Raw genomic sequence first — 4,823 nt, forward strand, 5'->3', positions numbered from 1 at the left:
GTTTGAGGCTGTGATTGCTGTCTGTGGTGCGCGGCTTTCGGCGCTTGCACAGGCGCGGCGAGACATTGTTTTCCCGCATTATTCTGGCCACGCGCCGCTCCGAAACGTCCTCGCCATCGGCTTTCAGATCCTGGTGGACCCGCTTTGAACCATACCGTTTTTTGCTTTGAGAAAACGCCTCTTTAATCTTTGGAAGCAACTCGGCGTCCCGGTCGGTACGCAGCTTTTGCCGCTGATCTCGGGCAGGTTGTGACTGGACAAAGCCGTAAAACCAGCTGCGCGCAACACCAACAAGGCGACAGAGCTGAGCGATCGGGTAAACAGTCTTGTGGGCAGCGACGAAAGCACGTTTCGTGTTCATGTCTTCGCTGCCCTTGAGGCAAAAAAAGCGGAAGCTTTCTCGAGGATCTCATTTTCCAGCTTCAAGCGTTTGTTTTCCTTCCGCAGACGATCCAGTTCCGCCGCATCCGCCTGTTGCCTGCGCAGTGCCGCCATCGATCCTGCCGCTTCGATCTCCAAGCGCCAGGTCTTCAGCTGGGAACTCGTCACACCCAGTTCCCTGGCCACGCTGGTTTGTGTGGCACCAGGCTTATAAAGCCGGCCAACAGCTGCGGCTTTGAATTCATCTGTGAACGTTCGTCTCGATTGTCCCATTCCATGCTCCTTTCCTGGACAGGGGTAATTTACCCCGGTGTCCGGGAACAGGAACGAAGTTCAGACCGGTCATTCAATGCCAGTCTGAGGCGCGAAATTCAAACCGCCCTTTCGTTGCAACCACGACCGGCTAACGAGGAGCGGACAAAGCCGCCACAGAGCTATTTCGCTCAAATGGCAGCTTCGCCTAATATAACCTTCATAATAATCTGGAAGGGTCCGCTCAGGAAAACCGCTTGTGCAGGGCGGAGTTGACCGCCTCCGACGCAAGCACAAGCACAACAATGGCCATGGTTACCGTCGCGGCCTTGTCATATTGGAACGAGCGAACGTAGGTCTGGACATAAAGCCCGATGCCGCCCGCACCGACGATGCCGAGGATCAGGCTTTCGCGCAGGTTCAGTTCGAAACGGAACACGGTGTCCCGCAGGATGACCGGCGCCATCTGAGGCCAGATCGCCCATCGCAGCTGCTGCGTGCGGCTGGCGCCAGCACTTTCCAGTGCTGCCACCGGGGCGGCGGCCACATTGTCGATCGCTTCGGCATAGAATTTCGCCAGCATACCCGTTGCATGGAAGGTGATGGCGAGGATCCCGGGCAAGGGCCCAAGCCCCACCGCACCAACCATGAGCATCGCCACCAGGATCAGCGGAATGGAGCGGATCATCGCCAGAAGGCCGCGAACCGGGCGCCAGACGGCAGCAGGCACCAAAGTCTCGGCTGCGAGAACTGCCAGCCCGGCCGACAGGATAACCGCAAAGAAAGTACCGAGGATGGCAATCCGCAGGGTTTCTGCCAGACCCCGCATGACTTCGCGCCAGATCGACAGGTCCGGCGGCATCATCCGTCCGAGGAATTCGCCCAGGCGAGGCCCTGCACCGGGAAGCTTATCCAGCCCCATATCTGCGCTTGTGGCGGACCAAAGAATGGCCGCCGCCAGCAAGATCCAAGTCAGCACCTGGCTCATCAGCTGACCACGCGCAGCCCGGCGCCGGGAACCGTGCCGTGGTAAAGTTCGGCGATGTCATCGCTGGTCACTTGAGCGGAGGGTTTGTCGAACTGCACTGCGCCGGCCCGCAGCCCCACAATCCGGTCGGCAAATCGGCGCGCCAGTTCTGGCTGATGCGAACTGAAGACGACTCCGATGCCGCGTTTGTCAGCTGCGCCTGTGATCAGGCCGAGGATCCGTTCCGCATGAGCCGGGTCAAGGTTGCTCACCGGTTCGTCGGCAAGGATCAGCCTGGGATCCTGCGCCAGGCAACGGGCAATTGCCACCCGCTGCCGCTGACCGCCCGAAAGCTGGTCCGCCCGGCGCCGGGCCAGGCCGGAAAGGCCGGTGTCTTCCAGCGCCGCGGCCACCTTGAGGTGATCCTGCTCGCCGAACCGTCCCCAAAGGGAGGGCCAGGTCCGCATCCGGGCAAGCCGCCCGTTCATCACATTCTGATAGACAGTCAGCCGGTCAACCAGCGCAAATTCCTGAAAGATGAACCCGGCACTGGTGCGCAGCTCACGCGGCGGAGCGTGCGTTGCCGAAAGCGGCCCCCCCAGAACCTCGGCCTCGCCGTGCCAGCCGCGCAGGCGGCCGTCGAGCAGTGCGAGCAGGGTGGATTTCCCGGCGCCCGACGGGCCAAGCAGGGCCACCCGCTCACCCGGTGCAGCGCTGAGCGACACTTCGCGCAGCGCCGCGGCGCCGTCGAAGTGGTGGGACACTGCATTCAGGGTGAAGGCTGCTGTCATTTCAGATACCCGTAGCGCCGAGCGGTCTGGCGCACGCCTTCGTAAACGTCCCGGTCCGCCGCGATGTAGCCGTCCGGCCCATAGAGATACGCCAGCAGGTGGCGGTTGCCGGGCTCATTGAGCTGCAGCATGGTTTCGACGAACCTGGCCTGCACGCGCTTGTCCAGGCCGGGCCGGGCAACAACCGCGTGGCTTGGGATCTGTTCGCTTTCGGCCAGGACTTTGACTTCTGCCTGCTGATCCGGTGTCAGCAGAAGATCGGCATACTGGCTGGCGCCGGCGGCATCCACGAGGCCATTCGCCATGGCCTGCATCGCCTGCTGATAGCCCCCGGCAAAGAACTTCCGGCCAAAGAAATTGTCCGCATCGACTGCATCGGCAATGAGCCCCTCGCGCACGAACAGGTCAAGCGGGTAGAGATAGCCGGACTCCGACACAGGATCGGCAAAGGCAATGTCACGCCCCTTGAGGTCGGCCAGCGTCTCGATGCCGCTGTCCTTGCGGACAAACACGCGGCCCGCATAGCTCGGCTGCCCGCGGTAGACCTCGGACAGCAGTGGCACGGCACCAATCTGATCCTCGGCCAGAACATAAGGCAGAGCGCCCATGAAAGATATGTCTGCATCGCCGTTGCGCAGCGCCTCGACGGCGGCGGCATGGTCGAAGGTCACAAACCCTGTCACCGGCATTCCCATGCGTTCGGACAGCCAGCCGGTGACCGCCTTTATGTCGCCCAGCAGCTTTTCGGGGTTTTCTTGCGGAATGAAGGCCAGTTTCAGCTCCTCACCCGCTGCCAAGGCTGGCGCGGCGAGGATTGCGGCCGATACGGCCAGAAAATTGCGGCGCGACAGCATCAGAACATCCTCTCGTCAATATCGGCTTGCATCGCTTTGAACAGGTCCCACTGGCGGCCTGCCTCCTCCCAATCGCCTTTGGCGCTTGCATCGCCGACAGCCCGCAGGATGGCCGCGAACTCATAGATCTCCGGCTTGGAGTTTTGATTAACCATGACACTCGCATCTGCCGCCAGATCAGGGGCGACCGTATCCACCAACAGGGCGATGTTTTCGGCATCGCGCATCGGCAGCAGCGTATCCAGGGTGCTTGCGAAAGTGGTCAGTTCTTCCCAGGACAGGCGGAACACGCTGTCGCGGCCTTCAAACGCCTGATAGGGTTCCTCACCATCTCCGACAGCCTCAAGATAGGCGGTCAGATCGGCACGCTGCGCCTCATCCAGCCCCAGATCTTTGCTTTCGTCGAACCAGTCCACAACGCTGGCCAGCGTTTGCAGCGACCCGTCGTGCATATAGGGCGCGGTGAAGTTGATATTGCGCAGGGTGGGGGTTTCAAAGTGGATTGGCGTGCCGCCCAGGAAGGGGGGCTCGGCAGTGCCGATGTCGTATGTGAGACCATCGCGGAAGTTACGCTCGGGCGTGTGGCACGAGGCGCAGGAGCGGTCTCCCAGTCCGGCAAAATCGGTATTGAACAGCTTCTCCCCGCGCTTGGCTGCATCCGAGGCCAAATCCGTCAGCCTGCCCGCCCTGTCGATTTTCGGGTTCGGAAGAAAGTCGAACTGCTTGACATAGGCCTCCAGCGCGTCCAGCTGGAAGGGTGTCGGCTCATCGCCTGCGAACTCGGTCACGATCACATTGCGGATGAACCGCCGCAGGCTGGGCTCGCGCCCGTCGCGCCCGTAAGGCGCAGTAAAGCGGATGCCCCGCATCGAAGGCGTGTCCAGATGGTCGTCTACCCGGTCATTGAACATCGGGTTGAAGAAGGAGCCGTCCACATCCATGCCACCCACGTACTTTGACAGTCCGGGGATGAAGAAGTCCCGGTTCACATCTGAACGGTTGTGGCAGGTGGAACAGGCAATACCCAGTTCGCGAGCCGGGCCGCCAAAAATTTCCGGGCTGTCGAACAGCATGTCGCCATAGGCAACCAGCGGCAGGTTCGCCTCATCCTCGCCAGCTTCTTCAAATTGCAGCACCAGCCGGGGCAGTTCCCGCTGATCGGCGATATTCGACCCCGGAGGCAAGGTTGCAGGCAGCGACACCGGCGTTCCCGAGCGCACGGCGCTTTCGGGAACCGGGGTCAGCGTTTCGCGTTCCGCATAGGCGGCAGGCAAATAATTCTCTGTCAGATAGGTTTCGAGCGTTGCACGTGCTGCGGCAAAGCTCTCTGCATCGGTCTCTTGCGCTCCATGGCCAAGTACGCCAGCAGTGCCAAGCGAGGAGTTCAGGGCGAGCCATGCCCGCCCCAGATCGCGCGCGGCATTCGCATCCGCCGCCTTGATGCCGTCCTCGAACGCCCGGAACAGCGCTTCGGCATTGGCAACCTCATGTGCTGCGCTGGGTTGACCAAGCGCAGTCTCTGCCGCTGCCAAGTGACGCAGGATACCCTGGGCCACGGCTGCCGTGGCTGCCTCGAAC

General features: G+C 61.7%; 6 protein-coding genes. All 6 read right to left on the reverse strand.

Annotated features, from left to right (window positions below; all coding sequences use genetic code 11):
• Positions 1-361 (reverse strand): IS3 family transposase (locus A2I95_RS26000; RefSeq protein ID WP_291734568.1); only part of this gene is annotated, 361 nt, incomplete at its 3' end.
• The gene (locus tag A2I95_RS26005; protein ID WP_291734571.1) at positions 358-654 is read right to left on the reverse strand and encodes a transposase; all 297 of its coding nucleotides are present in this window, start codon (positions 652-654) and stop codon (positions 358-360) included. The genes A2I95_RS26005 and A2I95_RS26000, both read right to left, overlap by 4 nt.
• 223 nt (positions 655-877) lie before the next feature.
• Positions 878-1,621, reverse strand: a complete 744-nt coding sequence (gene phnE / locus A2I95_RS26010; protein WP_291734574.1) for a phosphonate ABC transporter, permease protein PhnE — start codon at positions 1,619-1,621, stop codon at positions 878-880.
• A complete protein-coding gene (locus A2I95_RS26015; RefSeq protein ID WP_291734576.1) occupies positions 1,621-2,391 on the reverse strand; it encodes a phosphonate ABC transporter ATP-binding protein in 771 nt (256 codons plus the stop codon). Before A2I95_RS26015 ends, phnE begins: the two co-directional genes overlap by 1 nt.
• A complete protein-coding gene (locus tag A2I95_RS26020; RefSeq protein WP_291734578.1) occupies positions 2,388-3,245 on the reverse strand; it encodes a phosphate/phosphite/phosphonate ABC transporter substrate-binding protein in 858 nt (285 codons plus the stop codon). Before A2I95_RS26020 ends, A2I95_RS26015 begins: the two co-directional genes overlap by 4 nt.
• On the reverse strand, positions 3,245-4,823 hold a 1,579-nt coding region (locus A2I95_RS26025; protein ID WP_291734580.1), incomplete at its 5' end, for a cytochrome c peroxidase. The genes A2I95_RS26020 and A2I95_RS26025, both read right to left, overlap by 1 nt.

Source organism: Leisingera sp. F5 (assembly GCF_001593695.1).

Excerpts from the sequence above, each read along its gene's own strand:
- A2I95_RS26005 (WP_291734571.1), bottom strand. The coding sequence starts at position 654 with ATGGGACAATCGAGACGAACGTTCACAGATGAATTCAAAGCCGCAGCT.
- phnE (WP_291734574.1), bottom strand. The coding sequence starts at position 1,621 with ATGAGCCAGGTGCTGACTTGGATCTTGCTGGCGGCGGCCATTCTTTGG.
- A2I95_RS26015 (WP_291734576.1), bottom strand. The coding sequence starts at position 2,391 with ATGACAGCAGCCTTCACCCTGAATGCAGTGTCCCACCACTTCGACGGC.
- A2I95_RS26020 (WP_291734578.1), bottom strand. The coding sequence starts at position 3,245 with ATGCTGTCGCGCCGCAATTTTCTGGCCGTATCGGCCGCAATCCTCGCC.